Source organism: Acinetobacter sp. 161(2023), assembly GCF_037027805.1.
GTDB lineage: Bacteria > Pseudomonadota > Gammaproteobacteria > Pseudomonadales > Moraxellaceae > Acinetobacter.
Genome location: NZ_JAZEYD010000001.1, coordinates 64,965 through 82,524, shown reverse-complemented (window position 1 = coordinate 82,524; position 17,560 = coordinate 64,965). Strand labels below are relative to the sequence as shown.

The following is a 17,560-nucleotide window of genomic DNA, read 5'->3' as shown; positions in this document are numbered from 1 at the left end:
CACACCATCGTGATCAAACATTATGGCAAAAAATTATTATGAAGAATTAGGGGTTACACGCAAAGCCTCTGCTGATGAAATTAAAAAAGCTTATCGAAAATTAGCTCGTAAATATCATCCTGACATTAGCAAAGAAAAAGATGCAGAAGAAAAGATGCAGGCCATTAATGTTGCCTATGACACCTTAAGCAATGCAGAAAAAAAAGCTGAATATGACCAGATGTTAGATCACCCTCAAGGTTTCAATAACTTTGGTCAGGGCGCTGCGCAAAGTGGTTTTGATGGAGCACAGTTTTATCGCCAAGGATTTACAGGTGGTGAGCAAGCAGACTTTAGCGGTTTTGAAGATTTATTTGGGCGCTTTGGTGCAGGATTTGGTGGTGGTCAGCAGCAACGCCAAAGACAACAGCGTAGTTATCGCGGTGAAGACCAACATGCCAGCATAGAGGTCGATCTTGATATTGCCTATCATGGATCAACGCAACAAATTACCCTGCAAATCCCAACCGTAAATGCTTATGGCGAGCCTGAAGTTCAACGTAAAACCTTGCAAGTCAAAATACCAAAAGGTATGAAAGAAGGTCAGCAAATCCGCTTAAGTGGACAAGGGCAAAGTGGTATTAATGGCGGTGCTAACGGCGATCTTTATATTGAAATTCAGTATAAAGACACAGACCGCGTTCATGTTGAAGGCAGTGATGTATATTTGACTGTAGATGTGGCTCCGTGGGAAGCTGCGTTAGGTCAAGGTATTGAAGTAAAAACACCAGCTGGACCTTTAAATGTCAATTTGCCTCATAATGCAAAACAAGGACAACAGCTACGTTTAAAAGACAAAGGGATACCAAATAAAACGCCAGGTCATCTCTATTTAATTTTAAATATTGTATTCCCACCAGCACATTCTGAAAAAGAAAAACAAGCCTATCAGCAACTGGCTGAAGCCTTCGCTTCATTCGAACCTCGTTCATCTCATTAGGGAGCAAGATCATGACAACCATTCATTATCGAGAAATTGTATATGACGGCCATACCTTTAGTGCGGAGGTCGTTGATGAACAATCTACATTTGATCTACAACAATTCGCTCAAGCTTGTGGTCAAAGTCCCCACTGGATTATTCAGCTAATTGAATATGATATTTTATCGGTCAATACCGCACCTGAAACCCATCAGTTTATGGGCGAAGATGTCTCTCGTGCTCGCAAAGCTTATCGTCTACAACGTGACTTTGACGCAAGTTTGGCAGCAGTTGCGGTGATGTTAGATTTGATTGATGAAGTACAACAACTTAGAAAACAGTTGAAGCATTTTCATTAAGATTTTTTCTCAATAACTTTTTCAAAAAGGCATGAGCTAACGTGATGGGCGGCATGGATGCCGCCTTTTGGACTGCGGTAACATGGATGTACCGTCAGTCCAAGGAAGGGTTTTGTTACTTTTGCCCAGTCAAAAGTAAGGATATGCCTAGACAATAAGTATCAAATTAATCCCTAAATTTGAGGCAGTACTAACAAATCAACTTTACTGATTTTTGAGAATTCCTATTACTTCAATCGAGTAATCTTCTCCAATTCCTTCACAGTCTGTTTAATCGGTTCATACTCCAAAAACCAAAATAAATTCATCCGATCTTGGCGATGCTGTTGAGCTAACAAATCAATGACACTTTTTTCTCCACGCCCAACCATGTGCTGTCGATAAAAATAGTACAACAGAAAAATCGTACTAATCAGCATGGCGCCCAGCATAATCCAAAAACCAACGGGTGATTTAAGACCAGGAATAAACTCAAAATTCATTCCATAAATACCGGTTAAAAGGGTAAGCGGTGCAAAGACTGCTGTAATAATTGCGAGAATCCGCATGTTTTCGTTGGTTTGGTTCGCAATGGCAGAAAAATGTAAATCAATTGCTGACTGAATTGCGCTGCGCAACCGCAAAGTATGTTTCTGAATACGTTCAACATGACTCATTAAATCATTTAAACGAACCAGTAAAATATCTTGAGAATTACGGATATGACCGCCAACGACATGATGGTAATTTTCTACAATTTCATCCCGAAATTCTTGAAGGGTTTCGATTTGTTCTTCGCATAAATTTTCGACCTGTTGAAAGGCCATATTTTCATGGAATAATTGGTGCCACTGTTTAAAACGGCGATTACCCTGTAGCAATTGTTGCTGCCAATGCTCGACTCTTTTCGTCAATGGCGAGCGAATATCGAGATAGCCATCAATCATACTATTTAACAATCGTAACGATAAATCGACGGGTGAATTCGGTAATTTACGGGTTTTATTTTGCTCTTCTAACGTTTTACATAAAATATTCTCGAGACGTTGAATATAGTTTTCAATCGACTTATTCCCCTGCTCGCGCACACTAATCAGCACATCAGGCGTTAAAATAAAACTAATCGGTGTGGTCGCTAAACCAAAAACACTATCTTGTGATTCTGCATGTTTAATTTCATCGTCAGGTGTGACCAGTTTCTTAAAAATTAATAGGTCATACTCTTCAAGCGTATCAAATGCACAGGGATGTTCGATATTGGCAATATCCCGCATATGAAACTCATTAATAACCATGCCTGAAAGCTTTTGAATCTCTTGTTGCCATTCTTCGTTATGGTTAACCACATCCGTTCTGACACTATCAATCCAGAAGAACTCCAGAACATGTTCACTATGCTGTTCGCGGCTTAAAAAGACATAGCCGTCGCTTTGATGGCGATAAAAATAATAAACCTGCATACCACAACGATCTGTTTTGTATTACTTGCATCATGCCATAAAAAAAGTCCGCATCAAGCGGACTTTTTCATGTCACTAGAACAATTATGCTTGTTCAATGTCTTTCATAGTCAATTTAATACGACCACGATTATCAACATCAGCAACTTGTACTTTAACTTCCTGACCTTCTTTAAGAACATCAGTTACGTTCGCAATACGTTCATTTGAAATTTGCGAAATGTGAAGAAGACCATCAGTACCCGGCATGATGTTTACAAACGCACCGAATTCTACAATACGGATTACTTTACCGTCATAGATCTTACCTGGTTCAACTTCAGCAGTAAGTGCTTGAATTTTTGCAATTGCAGCACGAGCAGCAGCTTTAGTTTCACCAAATACGCGAACTGTACCATTGTCTTCGATATCAATCGCAGCTTTGGTCTCTTCTGTAATGGCACGAATCGTTGCACCACCTTTACCAATAACATCACGGATCTTGTCCGGATTGATGTTAATCACTTCAAATGTCGGTGCATGAGCACTGATTTCAGGACGAGCGCGTGAAATCACTTTGTTCATTTCATTAAGGATGTGCATACGACCAGCAAATGCTTGGTTTAATGCAACTTCCATAATTTCTTCAGTAATACCTTCAATCTTGATGTCCATTTGAAGTGCAGTAATACCGTTTTCAGAACCTGCTACTTTAAAGTCCATATCACCTAAGTGATCTTCATCACCTAAGATGTCAGAAAGTACTGCAAAACGCTCACCTTCTTTCACTAAGCCCATTGCGATACCAGCAACTGGTGCTTTAAGTGGAACACCCGCATCCATAAGTGATAATGACGCACCACATACAGAAGCCATTGAAGATGAACCGTTAGATTCAGTAATGTCAGATACAATACGAATCACATACGGGAAGCGGTCAGCAGCAGGAAGAACTGCTTGAACACCACGACGCGCCAAACGACCATGACCAATTTCACGACGTTTAGGACCAGATTCACGACCAGTTTCACCTACAGAGTATGCAGGGAAGTTGTAGTGCAACATGAAGTTGTCAGTTTTAGTACCAGACAATGTATCAACCATTAATGCATCGCGAGTATTACCCAAAGTTGTTGTTACCAACGCTTGAGTTTCACCACGTGTAAATAATGCAGAACCGTGAGCACGGTCTAATACACCAACTTGAACGTCGATACCACGAACAGTTTTAGTATCACGGCCATCAATACGTGGTTTACCTGACAAGATGTTGTCACGTACTGTACGGTATTTAAGGTCTTCAAATAATTCGTTTACTTCGTCAGCAATACCAGTTTCGTCATTTTCAGGAACGAACTGAGCTACAGCTTCTGCATAAAGTGCATCAAGTGCTGCATAACGATCTTGTTTAACCGCAATCGTATATGCTTCAGAAATTTTAGCTTCGAAAGCTGCTTTTAATTGCTCAAGAAGAGCTTCGTTTTTGCTTGGAGCAACCCAAGTTGATTCAACTGCACCAGCAGCAGCAGCAAATTCTTTAATTGCTTGAACAGCAATTTGCATTTCGTCATGACCGAAAAGTACAGCACCTAACATTTGGTCTTCTGAAAGTTCTTTCGCTTCAGATTCAACCATCAGTACCGCAGATTCAGTACCCGCAACCACAAGATCAAGATCACTTTCTTTCAATTGTTCGTGGGTTGGGTTAAGAATGTATTCGCCATTGATTAAACCAACACGTGCGCCTGCAATTGGACCACGGAATGGAACAGCTGCAATTGACATTGCAGCAGAAGCACCGATCATTGCAGCAATGTCAGCATCCATAGTTTTGTCAGAAGAAACAACAGTCGCTGTCACTTGGATTTCGTTATAGAAACCTTCTGGGAACAATGGACGAATTGGACGGTCAATAAGACGTGAAATTAAAGTTTCAGCTTCAGACTGACGACCTTCACGCTTACCGTAACCACCAGGGATACGACCCGCAGCATATTGTTTTTCTTGATAGTTCACTGTTAACGGGAAGAAATCTTGACCCGCTTTTGCTTTTGGTTGAGCAACAACTGCAACTAAAACAGTTACGCCGCCCATTGTAACTAAAACAGTATTTGCTTGACGTGCAACACGACCTGTTTCTAAAACAACAGTGTGTTGACCATATTGGAATTCTTTACGAACGATATTAAACATTGACATGTATTGTATTTTCCTAATTTTATTCTAGTGAGACCCCTAAGGTTTGGCATTCAGACTACAACTATTGGTAGATAAATGACAAAGCTTAGAAGCCATCACACTAGGCCAAAAATTTTAAATAATATTAAACGCAAAGAAGGAGCGCACAAGCGCCCCTTCTAAACATCACTTAACCTAAAATTAAGTGAAACTCTCTTTTCAGCGATAAAGCATTGCGACATGCGAAATAGCGAAAACAAAGTGAAAATCGAATTAACGACGTAAACCTAAAGCACCGATCAAAGCAGTGTAACGACCGTGGTCTTTACCATTTAAATAGTCAAGCAATTTACGACGTTGGTTAACCATACGAATCAAACCACGACGGCTGTGATGGTCGTGTTTGTGAGCTTTAAAGTGACCTTGTAAATCATTGATTTGAGCAGTCAATAAAGCTACTTGTACTTCTGGTGAACCAGTGTCATTTTCAGCGCGAGCAAATTTAGCAATGATCTCTGCGCGGTCTGCATTAGTTAAAGCCATTCGATTTCTCCGAGATGCTTAAAAAAGTTAACGATATGAATCAGTTGAGGCAACTGACTGCCGTGCATCACTACAGCAAGTTGTCTATTTTAAGGTATCTATAGGTGGATTGCAAAATTGTTTTCAGTAACTTGTCATTTTAGACACTGACACGAGCATATTAACCCTGCACACTACCTTTGAATAAAAAGAAAGAAGCGCGAGGGACGTGTGAAAATTTTTTCAACCAACACTTGTCCAGTACCGGACAATATTGAGCAAGTTATTCGTCGTCAAGATGAGGTTGCTGCTGAACAGGGTGGAATGACTGAACTCCAGATTCAAAAAATCTGGAACAGTATAGAAGCACTATATAAAACTGGAAATTATCCACTCATTACCTTCTGCTTACGTAGACAAGGTAAAATTTTGCTCAACAGAAGCATCGGATATGCTCAAGGGAATTCTCCAGCGGGACTACAGGAGAATGCTCTGATTGCGACTCCTGATACGCCCGTTTGTCTGTTTTCAGCATCGAAGATGATCACCGCCATGCTGATTCATCTATTAGATGAAAAAGGCGAAATCAATTTGCTTGATCCGGTGAGCTACTATATTCCCGAATACGGCGTAAATGGTAAGCGTCGTGCGACGATCTTTCATTTATTAGCACATCGTGGAGGCATTCCCTATATTGATGGCGATGTCACACCCGAACTTCTATTTGATAAAGATGAAATTTTAAAACGTTTATATGCTGCAAAGCCAGTGTCTCCTGCTGGTAACCATCTTGCCTATCATGCGGTTACAGCGGGTTATATTTTAGGGGAAGTCATTGAACGGGTGACTGGGCAAGATTTACGTAAGTTTGTACATCAAACTATCGAAAAACCGATGGGAATGCCTTATTTCAATTATGGCTTAAAACCAGAATACCGCTCAGAGGTTGCCTTAAACTGTGCAACGGGTCTACACCCTCGCCTTGGTACCGATCACTACCTCAACCATGTATTAGGTGGAGGGTTGCAACTTGCAGTTGATGTCACTAACGATAACCGTTTTATGGACACAATTTGCCCAGCTGGAAACATCTATACCAGTGCAGAACAAGCTGGACGTTTCTTTGAAATGCTTTTAAGTGGAGGAAGCTATGGCGGTCAGCAAATCTTCAGTGAGAAAACGATTTTCAGAGCAACACTACCAACCACAGGCGTTAATATTGATCGTACTTTATTAATTCCAATGCGCTATGCCTTAGGTCCAATGTTAGGCAGTAATCCAGTTGGTTTATTTGGCCCAATGACGGGGCAAGCTTTTGGCCACTTAGGGTTCTCCAATATTTTATGTTGGGCCGACCCTGAAAGAGATATTAGTGTTTCTCTATTAACAACAGGTAAATCTGTCGTGGGAACACACCTACCCGCTTTAGCCAACGTGCTTTATCAGATTTCAACGCAATGCCCACGCATTCCTAGAGATCAGCGCCGATCTTTGTTTGGTAGCGACGCTCATGAAACGAACTTAGTATAAATCAAATAAAAAACCCAAGCATTTCTGCTTGGGTTTTTTGCGCTGTAGTTCTTGTTTATCGTGTTATTTCTGTTTTTATTATCGTTTGTGAGATGCTAGTCACATCCTTCTTGTTGTTTTAACTCACTTCCAGTGTCTTTGTTTCTATTTCCTTATGTGATGTATTGTGACACATCCAATTATGAAGAAAAGTAGTATTTTTCTTATCATCATGTAAGCAAAAACGTACAGGTCTGTCTAATATTTAATAGATAACAGTTTTTGCCCCATTATCGTACAGTTCTGTATAACATTTAACTTAACAATTCACAGGAAAAATGGCTGTTTAAAAATCATATTACAGATAAATATATTGATATTATTGATATAAATTTTTAAAAGAAATTACACTCAATATTGGCTTAAATCCGAACTTTTCTAATCATTATTTAGAAGTAAATAAAATTGAGAATATAAAAAAGCCCTGTAGTCTCTCCCAAAACTACAAGGCTTAGCGGCTGTAAGTTTCCTCTTTATACACCTACGTCATTGTAAGTTCGCAGTCTCTCGACTTAAGCTATTATTATTGTGCGATTTTGCCCGACATTCCTTGCCAAGCTCGTTGTGCGTTTATAATCTCAAAAACGTGGGGTGTACTCTAGCAGCAAATATCTCGAATCTATGTAAGCTTTTTCTTACAAGGGTTAAAATATTAAGTTTGGCTTAACGAACTAACCGATTAACTTTCTGAACTAAACCACTTTTTCGTGTTGTCCGAACTGTAAAGGACTGTAGTAAAGCTTCGGGATGAACCAAAAGACTTACTACTTTTTTAGCGCGTGTAATCGCAGTGTAAATAAGCTCTTGGCTTAATAAATTCTTTGCAGCCTGATCTAGAACGACAGCAGTGTGTGTAAATTCAGACCCTTGCGATTTATGAATCGTTAAAGCGAATGCACTTTGGATACTTTTAGGTAATCGATTCGCAGCGACCCATTTATTCAAACTTGGAAAATATACTTCAAACTGCTGAGGCTGAGTTCTATGTTCAAAACACAAACCAATGTCACCATTTGAAATACCAAGTTGATAGTCGTTATAAGTCATCATTACCGGACGACCGACATACCATCCCCCTGCTGTCACTATTGAAAGTTGTTGCTGTATCCAACGCTGCGCATATTGATTTAACTGTTGCAACCCAAATGGACCATGACGAACAGCCGTTAAAATACGGTAGTCATCAAATGCTTTTACTACGTTTTGGACCTGTTCAATCGAGCGTTCTTCTTTTAAATAATTTTTTAGGCTTTTTACATATCCTTGGAAACCAAGCATGAGCTTCTGATAATAAATTTCAACTTCTGCGTGATTCCCTTCTGGCAAATACTCAAGCTGAACCACATCTGGCATGTCACTTTGTAAAACTATAGGCTTTAATTCAGAAACCTCAACAATATCAATTTCAAACTGCTGTAAAACAGCTACATGATCTTGTTGATAGGTTTGTGCCTGAATAAATTTAGCAACCTGTCCAATCAATGCACCTTCAGCAAAACGGCGACTGGTTTGTAATTGTACCCTGTTGTCGGCGAGCGCCTGTATTTGTTGCAAGTCAGCAAGAACCGCTCCGACATCGACGGAAGCGAGCTGATTTGCATCTCCTAATAAAATAATTCGACAGGACTCTGGCACTGCTTCAAATAGAAGAGTAGCTAGATTTAAATCCAGCATGGAAGCCTCATCCACAACAATCACGTCATAAGGAAGTGGTTGTTTTTGATTAAACCGTGGTGTTTGGCTATGTCCCATCCCCAATAATCGGTGAATCGTTTGTGTTCCCTGATTCCTTAGCTCTTCGCTAATTAATCCAGACTCAAGCAATTTAGGGTCATTAAACGAGTTCTGTAAGGCTTCTTGCATGCGCTGTGCTGCTTTACCCGTTGGAGCAGCCATCGCCACACGAATATGCGGAATTGCTTGGCTCAGCACAGCAATAATACGTGCAAGCGTATAGGTCTTACCCGTACCTGGCCCACCTGTAATAATACTCAGGCTCTGCCGAGCAACCATTTGTAAAGCTGCCTGTTGATGCGGATCTGTGAGTAGGTCTAAATAGTCATCACAAGATACTGGTTGAATTAATTGTTGCTTTAATCGACAAATTTGCTCTGCAAGTCGTTGCTCTAGGTGCCAATATCGGTATAATGCCAACCCCTGCTCATCGTAGACGCATGGGGCAACTTTTGAAGACGCTTGATCGGCAGATATAGCAAGCTGACCAAGTGCTGCAATTTGCTCAGAACTGACATCGATACAGCTATTGCCTTGTAAGCTCGCTTCAATAAGCTGCTGCAAGTAAGAAGTGGCTTCTGGCACCTGTGATTGCTCAGTAAATGGAGCCTGATTTAAGAAGTTACTCCACGTTGTTAACCAGCTTAAATCGGCTTGTTCAGAGCTATTTATATTGTCCACACACTTATCCACCTAGTTTTCCACACGCTTGTCCACATAGTTGTAGACAGGTTTATCCACATGCCAAATATTTGTTAATATTAAAATTACATACTTTATCAGCATTTTTCATGCAATTTTATCCTCAGCAAAATACCCTAAAATGGCGTCAAGACGCAGAATAAACTCAATGCTAGGCTGCCAGTAATAATAGCCCTGCTCAGCTTCACCATTCATGCCACGTAAATAAAGATAAGTTGCTCCACCTAAGTGTTGCTCAATTTGGTAATCCTGCATTTTGACTTGTAAATAACGATGTAATGCAACGAGGTATAAACCTGCCTGTAGCCAATAACTTGCTAAAGACATGCTTTGAGCAATGCTATCGCTACGATAATCAGCAAGATCATCACCTAAGTAATTACTTTTATAATCGGCAATGTGGTAACGCTGCCCATCAAAATAAACCAAATCGATAGATCCATTGAGATAGCGGGCTGAACGTGCTTCAAGTAATTCGGGCATATTCAAACCATACTCAGCGAAAAGCTGCTGAATACGTGTCATCGCTAAAACCCGATCTGACAACGCCAAATAAAAAGGAAACTCTGACAAATATTGCTCTTGTTGAAGCTGATTTAGTCGAAAACCTTGATAAAGCGGCGTTCGCAAAATATCTTTCAGCCACTCTGCAACGGACTGGTAAAGCAGATTCTCGGCATCTTCTTGCTCTGGGAAGCTCTCGTTATATTTATTAAGTAAATCTTGCCAAAGACTACTATAGTCATTTTTAAAACGACGACGTATTTCACTTACCCAGTCATCTGAACATTGAAAATCGATGTGCTCAAAGATTTCATGCAAAAAATTACCAGCAAGCGTTCCTCGCGGGAAGTTACTCTTGATCCAGTCAATCGGCTGAGCACTGATTGCTTCAGCAGTGTTGATTAAATCCAGCTCATCTTCTGCTAATAAAGCATCATTGCTCTGACTTGCCAATAAATCTGTGCCAGCCTTATGTTTTAAATGCTGTGCCAAGTAACTGAAACTGGTTTTACCTCTCGAATAAAAACGTTGTTCAGGAAACCGTTGTGCTTGTATTTCAATAATACTTATTTGTTTGGCTAAATGAATTGCCTGTGGAATCTGCTCCAAAACCATTTCATCCGTACAGCAACGGTGTTGAAAAGGCTCAGTCCTATTTTTCCAAAACGCGAGACCTGATACTGATTTACCATCCACATCTTGTAAAAGTGCATAGACGCGGTGGCTTGCTCGCGTTAAAGCGACATACCAAAGGCGATTCTGTTCAGCAAGCGCTCGTTCTTCGTGTTGCTTAAGTTCAACTTCATTCAAATAAGTTTTATCAGCAATCGCAACTACACGTTGAGTCAAGGTCTGACTTGAGTCTGGTTGGACTATATCTTGGGTCGAAAAATTCAGAGTTTTGTTATTTTCTCGAAAGGGCTTGTCTGCACCCAATAAGAAAACAATCTTAAATTCCAGTCCTTTTGACTGGTGAATTGTCATGAGCTGAATACCAGCTTCACTCGACAATTTACGTTCTAACTCCCAATCACGATCCAGAGGAGAACCCAACTGTTTGAGGTACCAATGATAGAGGTTTTGCGCGCCTAAGTATTTCTCACTGTGCTGACTCAAAATTTCAGTCAAATGACGCAAGTTCACCACAACCCGTTCATTATCTTTACTTTTGGCCGCGACCAAATTTTGCCATATATCAAACTGGATGAGGCATTGTTGCCATGCGACTAAAAAGCCTTGAGCGGACCACAACTCACGAATGACGTCAAAACCGGTCATAAACTGGCTTAACCCTTCGGCTGTCTGCTCAAGCTGCAAGAGTTGTTTTAAATCCATAGCAAATAGACGGCTAATTAAAGCTCGCTTCACTTTTGCCTCATCATAAGGATGAAGTATGGCAGTCAGCAAAGCACCAACGTCTTGCGCAACTGCGCAATCGAAAACACTTCTTTTTGAAGGCCTGTTAACCCGAATTCCTAAACGCTCTAGCTCAAATTGAACTTTATCAAGCCCATCATGGTTACGAGACAATACCGCAATATCATCTTCGTTTAGAGCTTGAGTCTGAACATCTTTTTGAAAATATAGCTCTCCAGCATGTGACTGGTTGAGTAGATCTCGAATCTTCCAAGCAACTTGCTGTGCCTCTGTTTCTTTATCTTTGAGCATGAGCCAGCGTAAAGGATGAGGATTATGATTATTCTGCTCAATCAATACAGGATGAGGCCGAGTTCCCGCTCGAATTGGGTCATATTGAACCTCTTCGCCGAAATCCATTTGTCGTTGAAATAAGGCATCGACCACTTCAACTAAGTCAGCAACAGAACGATGGTTATGAATTAACTTATATTCACGACCATGTTTGGCTTGAATATCTTTATAGGCATTTAAAAAGGTGAGCATATCCCCACCACGGAAACCGTAAATTGCCTGTTTACGGTCACCCACCATAATCATGCAACCTTTTTGGTAGCGCTCTGGATGACGCCAAATGCTCGCCAGCATATCGTCTTGATCTTGGTTGGTGTCCTGAAATTCATCAACCAAAATTAAGGGATAACGCGCCTGAACAAATACAGCAAAACGCTGCCCCTGTTCACCTTTTAAGGCTTCAGAAAGTGTCCGAATTTGCTGAGAAAACGTAGTTTCACCTTTATTTTGTAAAACCTGAGGTAGACGTTTTTTCACCTTTACACACAAATAGGCTTTTAAAAAAATATGAAGCTGGTCGAACTGCTCGGCGTAATTTTTCAGCACACCAAATAGTTGTTGAATCTGTTGAATACAAGGATGCTGATAGAAACCATCTGAAATTTCAGCAGGACATTTCTTGAAAACTTTCTGATCGGCAAGTTGACCTAAAAACTTAAAAACAAGCTCACGTTGTGCAGTCAAAGACCCATCAAAAACCAAAATGCTGTCGCTTTGCGTTAGAACTTGCAAAAGCTGCGGTAAACACTCGCTAAATAATTTGTTAAACGCCCCATTACGAAATACGGTACCACTCACATGTTTATAGTGCTCACCATCAAGCAAGTAATACGGCTCTAAAAGGCTTAAGTCAATTTCTGTTGCCAACTTTTTGAGCTGTGCAAGTTGTTCAAATTGAATGATTGGCTTTTCAGGAAGTTTAAAATGAGCCGAACTAAAATTCAGTGAGTCTTCAACAAGTTTGACAAAACTATCGACACTCTTAAGTTCACCTGCCAGATATAAAGCATCAATCACAGTCTGAGGTTGAGACTGTATCCATTCACGCAAAACATCATGAATCAATTGTCGGCTATAAGTTTTGGCATCATCGGTAATTTGAGCGCGTTCAATTTTGCCACTCTCAAAGGCAAACTCACGTAACAGTTTTTGGCTAAAGCTATCGAGTGTTCCAACAAATAACTCGTCTAACTGATCGATGACCAATTTTAAACGTTCACACGCATAGGCAATACGCGTCGCAAAGCTTTTTAAAATATGTTGGAGTAATAAGTCAGGCTCTTGCTCGGCCTGCGTAATTAATTCGTGTTCTGTAAAACTGCGCTTGGTCTCTAAATAACGATACGTTTCGACCAAACGGGCGCGAATACGACTTTTTAACTCAGCAGCGGCAGCACGGGTAAACGTGGTTGCAATCACTTGTCTAGGCAAATACTTTTCAAGAAAGATACGGACCATTAAGCTCGATAAGGTATAGGTTTTTCCTGTACCTGCCGAAGCTTCAATTAAGTGTAAGCCACTAAATTCAATATCAATAATAGGTTGATAAGACACCTGTACTCTTGAGTTCATGTCTTACTCCGAATGTTGAAATTGAAAAACCGGATGATACAGATCATACGCAAACTCATCACAAGCATGTTGAAGCAGAGCTTGTGCATCTTGTTCTTGTAAAATAAAGCTCCAGTCTCGATGCAACTTGCAAGCTTCATTTTGAGTCATATCCATTGTGGTAAATGACCCTGTTTCATTCCAGTATTTTAACAGCTCAGTGTAGCTCTTCTCATCCAGTTTTGCTTTTTCTGCCTGATTTGTTGTTTCCCACTGATATGCCTTGGCTTTTTCTAATGGCTTTAATAATAAAGCTGCTGGTAGAACCAAGGGTTGTTGCTGTGCATGACGCCAGATTTTAAACCATGGCTGTAAATATTGCCGAGCTTGCTCAGAACTTACACCACTACAAATCACAGTTTGATCGCTAAAAACCACAATACGGCGCTTTTCAGCTCCTGCACTTCCCTCATTCAAATAAGCTAACCAAAGTAAGTGTTCCAACCAGACTTTCGCACGTCTTTTTGCTCGGGCGCTTGAAGGTTCCATACTCACCCAATCCTGAGTTTCAGACTTTGGAACTGTAATATTCATATGAAGCTGTTTAGCAATGCGCCAAATACGCTGAGTCGTTGGTGTCACTGCGGGTGCATAATGATGAAGGCGCTCAAGTAAACATTCTTGCTCAAACACACCTTGTTGCCATGCGCTATATTTGACTTTACCTACAGGCAACTGATCAATTAATACTTCAGGTTGTGCATGCTGTTCAGATTGCTGTAAAAAATGTCGGATCGCATAGCGCCCTAAACCATCTAATAATAACGGTTCATTTTGGTCGAGCAGGCCGACACTTCCTAAGTTTTCTACCCCTAAAGTTTTCAAATACAAACGTGCAGGGAACGTCACATCCTGTATCCACTGCTGGCTCTCTAAAACCAGCATATCAGGAGCTTGTAGCGGATAGGTCGTATTTGCCCAAGGTTGGCGGTTTCCTGAGACTTGCTGAATTTGTGAAGCGACCTTAAACCAGTGATCTTGATAACGGATCACACTTTTTTCTACAGTAAAACCTTTCGGGTCGAATGGCTGTAAGTCATGTAAGTGATAGAGTTGTTTTAACTGTGATGGAATCTCAATTCCTTCAATAACGACATTTTCAGGTACATCATCTTCAGCTTTCACAATCAAGGCAAGGTGTTCACGGAACTCTTGAAGAATACTAGATGGTTCTCGCACCTCACCATCATTCACATCAAAACCGTTATAAAACAGCCATAAATTGTCTTGGGCTAATAATAAAGCATCTAAAAAAGCACCTTGATCATCTTCAAGTCGAGAGCGGTCACCTAACTGTTGACGCAGTGCATCCATTAAATCAAATGGAACGTGTGTATCACGGTTTGGAAATTGCCCTGCATCAAGATTTAGCATGACCATTAAGCGATAAGGTAACGGCCGAATATGTCCAATTTGAGCAAAGGTAATCTGCCCTGTCGGTTCAGCTTGCGCACTTTGGCTTTCTAAAGTCCGTTGAATTTCTTCAATAATATAAGGCAGAGGCAAGGTAATTTTGCGCAAAGTTCCTGTTTCTGTCTCGGCGTAATAACTTGCGAGAGTTAACATTCGTTCTTGTTTTTTAACAATTTCCCGAACAGCTTTTAAAGCAGCAACACCGACCTGCTCAAATTCAACAATATCTTTGCCCAATACCTGAAGCCAATATTCAACCGTGTAGACTTTCCCCTGTTCATGTAAAGTCAGCCAATCACGGCGCTCATTCAAATCTTGATAAATTTGAATGAGTGTACCAATCAACTCAAAATCACTCGGTTGAACTTTGGCATAACTCAACACCTGATTAAATGTCGCATGCACAGGCACGGCAATGCCAAGAGCCAATCGCTCTAAGGCAAATTTAAAGCTATATCGATAATCATCATCCCCTTCACACAAACTGCGCTTGAGATGTTCTGCATCAAGCCCTCGTTTAAAGCCAGCATCGGCAAGTAAATTTAAAATTCGCTCAACCTGAACGTATTCAAGTTCATAACGCTGCTGAGTCGCATGCAAACTTAACCAGTCAGCAAGATCATCAAAGCTAAAACGTCCCTGCATTAGTTGAATACGCCCAATTACAGCACGCCAAGCATTCAGTGCATCAAGTGATGCAACACCAGCAATTTTCACAGGTAAATGCACACCTTGCTCTGTGGCCGTAGCAGGAAATACACTTCGAATTAAAGGCTCTATGTCAGCCAAATTAGGAACTAAAACTAAAATATCATTTGGACGGCGCGGCTGCTCATGCGGTTTAGCCAACCAACAGATTAATTGCTCTTTTAATACTTCAAGCTGACGTAAAGTCGAATGACAAACATGAATCTGAATAGAGTCATCATCGGAAGCAAGCTCATATTGTTTAGCTTGGGGTTCCACTAAATGCAAAATATCTGACTGAACTTTACCGAGTAAACTTTCTGGAAAATCATCCACAAAAGCATCCACCCACTTACCTTCTTCACCCGTAGACAAATTCGATAATAGTGAAAAGTGGTCGCGGGCTTGTTTACCCAATCTGGTTAAAAGCGGATGTCTGGACTCACGCGCTTCAGCATTAAAGTTGAGTGTAAATTTATTAAAGAAATCACTAATTTCAGCATCTGTTGCCTTTGGATTTTTCGCAATAAAACGCTCTTTTACCCCTAAGTCATAACGCTGTTTCCACAGTGGATCGACACTATCGGCCCAATATTCTTGTGAAGGGTTATAGTGCAAAATCAAGACATCAATATATTGGCCTAAACGGCGCAAGAACTGTAACTGGCTTGGCGGTAAATCTAATAACGTAAAGATCACCACCTGATTAGGTAATCTTGAAATAGCGCGCTTACTACGGTCCGGATGATCTAACTCTTGCCAAAACAACGCATCAATTTGCTGCATCTGCACAAAGTCATCATGAAAATGTTGCTGCCACAACCAACGCTGCCAGCGTTCTAGCTCCTCAGTTTGGTGCAATGCAAAAGCAGTCACTTCTTCATCTTTTTGCACAATATATTTTTCAATATCGAGTGATCGGCCTTGTCCCCAAGCAGACAACCAGTTTTCAGGACAGGTGCAACTATTTTCACAACCACGTTGGCACTGTCCACGATAAATCATATAGTTGCTAAATAAATCAGCAACCTGCTCAGCGACCCAGTACAACATTTTTTGTTTTTTTAATTGTTTATCTATGCCTTGTTCGAGTCGATCTGCACTGTCATAAATACGCTGAACAATAGAATGTAAAGGATGTGAAGTATCTATACTAATTGTGTCAGGTTGGATAAATTCATACAAAGCCTGATGAACCCGCCATTTAAAAATCAAACGTGGGATGTTAGCTTTACGAACCTGCTCTTTATGCGCAGTTAAAACTTGCTGGTAGGCATACCACTGGAAGCCTCTTACCCGTTGGTGAAACTGGTAATTGGCACTCATGCCCTGCTGTTCTGCAAGTTTTTGTATCAGCCACTGCTCGACCGCAGGACTTGGAACAATAAAATGCTGGGTTTTCAAAACCTGTAATGGATGCGTTGAAGTTTGCGAGGTAGACGCTAATACACCTTGCAACAACACATCAATACGTTGACTTTGAATAACATGAATCCCCATTTATTTCATATCCTGCTTGCATAATTTATGCACAAAATCATAAACATTCATTACTATACAACTGAATCTGACTATGTCACGTTGGTTTAAACACAGCATAATTTAACTTTAAGTGTCACTTACACTTGGTTTGAATGACGCCATCAAGAAACTCATACAGGTAAACATTATGAAAATTGATAAGATTCCTGACTATATTGATCCTAGCTTAAATCTGGAACAAATTCGCGATGAGTGCCATGATCTCATCAAAAAAAGAGCTTACGTCTCAGCAGGAGCGGCAATCGTACCGATTCCTTTTTTTGACGTGGTGATAGATTTGGGAATTTTGTCGCACCTTATTCCAGATATCAATTCCCGTTTTGGTTTAGCACCTGAACACGTGAGTGTCTATGATCCAAAAACCAAAACAATTCATTGGGATGAATTACGCAAACGCGGTTTTGAATTTTCAGGCTTTGTGGTCGCACGGACTACCGTTAAAAAAACATTTAATGGCTTTTTTGGCAAAATCGTAACAAAGCAGGTGACTAAATTTATACCGCTAGGCGGACAAATTGTAGCAGCAAGTTTAGGCTATTTCATGATGAAAAAAATAGCAGAAACTCACATGCATGACAGTTACAATCTTGCAAAACGTATTCAGCAAAAAGATCGTAGCACCATTGTAAATTAATCTATGCCTTATGGCT

The 17,560-nt window shown here is 40.5% G+C and carries 10 protein-coding genes; 4 read left to right on the top strand and 6 right to left on the bottom strand.

Features of this window, described 5'->3' with window-relative positions; all coding sequences use genetic code 11:
* The first annotated feature begins 22 nt into the window (after positions 1-22).
* Together WA249_RS00390 and WA249_RS00385 are read left to right on the top strand one after the other, a co-directional pair.
* Entirely contained in the window at positions 23-979 is a 957-nt protein-coding gene (locus WA249_RS00390) for a DnaJ C-terminal domain-containing protein (RefSeq protein ID WP_336165875.1), read from the top strand.
* A gap of 11 nt (positions 980-990) precedes the next feature.
* Positions 991-1,320: a chaperone modulator CbpM gene (locus WA249_RS00385; RefSeq protein ID WP_336165874.1), complete on the top strand. Its 330-nt coding sequence runs from the start codon at positions 991-993 to the stop codon at positions 1,318-1,320.
* A gap of 227 nt (positions 1,321-1,547) precedes the next feature.
* Here WA249_RS00385 and WA249_RS00380 read toward each other — a convergent pair whose 3' ends face one another.
* From WA249_RS00380 to rpsO, 3 genes are all read right to left on the bottom strand, one after another.
* Positions 1,548-2,759 (bottom strand): magnesium transporter CorA family protein, encoded by a 1,212-nt coding sequence (locus tag WA249_RS00380; RefSeq protein WP_336165872.1) that lies wholly within the window; start codon positions 2,757-2,759, stop codon positions 1,548-1,550.
* Between the two features lie 84 nt (positions 2,760-2,843).
* Positions 2,844-4,931: a polyribonucleotide nucleotidyltransferase gene (gene pnp / locus WA249_RS00375; RefSeq protein ID WP_336166121.1), complete on the bottom strand. Its 2,088-nt coding sequence runs from the start codon at positions 4,929-4,931 to the stop codon at positions 2,844-2,846.
* 258 nt (positions 4,932-5,189) lie between these two features.
* Positions 5,190-5,459 (bottom strand): 30S ribosomal protein S15, encoded by a 270-nt coding sequence (gene rpsO / locus WA249_RS00370; RefSeq protein WP_002114951.1) that lies wholly within the window; start codon positions 5,457-5,459, stop codon positions 5,190-5,192.
* Positions 5,460-5,669: 210 nt separating this feature from the next.
* Here rpsO and WA249_RS00365 point away from each other — a divergent pair, with 210 nt between their 5' ends.
* Positions 5,670-6,968, top strand: a complete 1,299-nt coding sequence (locus tag WA249_RS00365) for a serine hydrolase domain-containing protein (protein ID WP_336165871.1) — start codon at positions 5,670-5,672, stop codon at positions 6,966-6,968.
* A 702-nt stretch (positions 6,969-7,670) separates the two neighbouring features.
* Here WA249_RS00365 and recD read toward each other — a convergent pair.
* The 3 genes from recD to WA249_RS00350 all read right to left on the bottom strand — a co-directional run bounded on the left by recD (position 7,671) and on the right by WA249_RS00350 (position 16,868).
* Positions 7,671-9,422, bottom strand: coding sequence for an exodeoxyribonuclease V subunit alpha (gene recD, locus WA249_RS00360; RefSeq protein WP_336165870.1), 1,752 nt, complete (start codon positions 9,420-9,422; stop codon positions 7,671-7,673).
* A gap of 108 nt (positions 9,423-9,530) precedes the next feature.
* Positions 9,531-13,229, bottom strand: a complete 3,699-nt coding sequence (locus tag WA249_RS00355) for a UvrD-helicase domain-containing protein (protein ID WP_336165869.1) — start codon at positions 13,227-13,229, stop codon at positions 9,531-9,533.
* Between the two features lie 3 nt (positions 13,230-13,232).
* Positions 13,233-16,868 (bottom strand): exodeoxyribonuclease V subunit gamma, encoded by a 3,636-nt coding sequence (locus WA249_RS00350; protein WP_336165868.1) that lies wholly within the window; start codon positions 16,866-16,868, stop codon positions 13,233-13,235.
* Positions 16,869-17,037: 169 nt separating this feature from the next.
* Between WA249_RS00350 and WA249_RS00345 the strand changes: the two genes are divergently transcribed.
* Positions 17,038-17,544: a hypothetical protein gene (locus WA249_RS00345; protein WP_336165867.1), complete on the top strand. Its 507-nt coding sequence runs from the start codon at positions 17,038-17,040 to the stop codon at positions 17,542-17,544.
* Positions 17,545-17,560 lie beyond the last annotated feature (16 nt).